Here is a 1,819-nt window from a genome sequence, read left to right as displayed (position 1 = left end):
TAAAACCCGGTTGCATTTGGTAGGGTGTGTATAACCAATGTTATAGTAAATTGTGAACCAACTGGATATTTTGCAAGGTCTACAGTCTCAGGCATTGCTACAATCTGAAACGAACTAGTAGAGTCCTTGCCTGTTGACATGGAAAATTCGTCGCCATGTGAGACATAGTTATATTTTCCAATGTGAAGTCTTTCTCCAAAGTTTAGCATTTGAGGCCAAACGGCTCCACTTCTGTTATCGTTGTACATGTAATTTATCGTATAAGTAAGCTTGACACATGCCATGGAATTTTGTGGTAGCACAAGAACTGGATATACTTCAAGAAAGTGATTGTCTGTAGGCACCGTGTAAAATTGACCACAATTATTTTCTGAGTTATCGTTTTGTAGTGTTAGACGTGGTGGANTCTCACCCTATAAAATGCAATTACAGATACAGTTCCAATCAACAATATTGGAATCGTAAATGGAAATTCTGGTATCTTCTCATGCCCTTGCCCTATTTCCAGAAGTTCATACTCTGAAAATGGAACCTGTGAAATTGTCGCCAGACCTCCCATACCTATGTTGCGCTTGACGGGGTATGGTGTGTCTTGGTTTACGTATGTCTCATATCTCTTGTCTGTCAGAACTTTACAAGAAAATGTGCCTGCTGTAACGTTAACATTTTCTATATTGGGGCTCACTTGGTAGAGGCATCCATTAAAGCCGCCTATAGCACACCACCAGGGCGCAGATAATGGTTTACCGGGCTGAGTGGCTACAATTGTCAGAGAATCCAGTGTGCGGGAATAACTAACCACATATGGCTTCATCACATCTGAAACGTTGGAATCTGAAAGAATACGCAAATTGTCATCTGCTAGATGAAAAGTACCTGCAACTATTTTGCCGTTATAGACAACAGAGATTGTAGCATTCCAATATTGTTTATCAGAATCATGTTCCATGAAATAAACAGTCATTTCATATGGATTACCACTATTGGTACCATTGTCCACAATCTTGTATTTTACATACATATTCGGGTTGACAGATTTTCCAATATACCATAGATCATTATTTTGTTCAGCAAATATCCACTTGTTCCCATCAAATTGCCATGTTCTGTTATCGTTGTAAACATCAGTCAACAAAGGTGTAGATGCAGTGTAATGTTTCCCTTCATAATCATATGAAATCAACACTGTTTTATTTGTTGGATCTAAAGAGATTGGTTCATCAATAGGATAGAATGCATATGTACATTTTTCATGTGGCCCAATATTTGGTGTGACATAATGTGGTCCATCCTCATAATATGATCCATTTTGGGTTGGCACTCTGACAGTAAAATATTGTAATTGTATGGTTTGGTTTAGTGTGTTGTATACATCAAACCATTGTGGCGCATTTGCGAAACCCTGCGAGCCTAGACAATTTTGATTATAACTACTAGTGTATTGGTGAATTGGCTCACAGGTACTACTGCCAATAAAATATCCACATTGAACCTTGTGACCTGGAACTATATCTGTAGAGCATGTGTACGCAGAAGCAAAGCCTGGTTTGTCATAGCATGTCTGATTGTCTGGGAATAATGAAAGTGGACTTGCAAGTTCTACCTGAGTTATTATGGCAGGAGGATTAGAGCCCTCTGGCAAGGTAGGACTATTTTGATAACTTTGGGCAAATGCGGCATAATTATAGCCTAGAGTTGCTAATAAAATTAGAATTATTGAAATGAGTAGAGTTTTCATTTCTTACACACACTGGACGTACATTTCATAAAAAAATTGTGGTAGGATTCTCTAGATTATAAAAACATGGATCGAGCCGGA

General features: G+C 38.3%; 2 protein-coding genes. Both read right to left on the bottom strand.

The features are described from left to right. The coding region (locus DYY66_RS01130) for a hypothetical protein (RefSeq protein WP_166285471.1) at nucleotides 1–344 on the bottom strand (344 nt) is incomplete at its 3' end. Between the two features lie 62 nt (nucleotides 345–406). Next, a partial coding sequence (locus tag DYY66_RS01125) for a hypothetical protein (protein WP_218583556.1) occupies nucleotides 407–1,738 on the bottom strand: 1,332 nt, incomplete at its 3' end. Between the last annotated feature and the right edge of the window lie 81 nt (nucleotides 1,739–1,819).

Origin of the sequence: Candidatus Nitrosotalea sp. FS (assembly GCF_011319475.1) — an archaeon.
GTDB lineage: Archaea > Thermoproteota > Nitrososphaeria > Nitrososphaerales > Nitrosopumilaceae > Nitrosotalea.
This window is presented reverse-complemented; position numbering and strand designations above follow the sequence as displayed.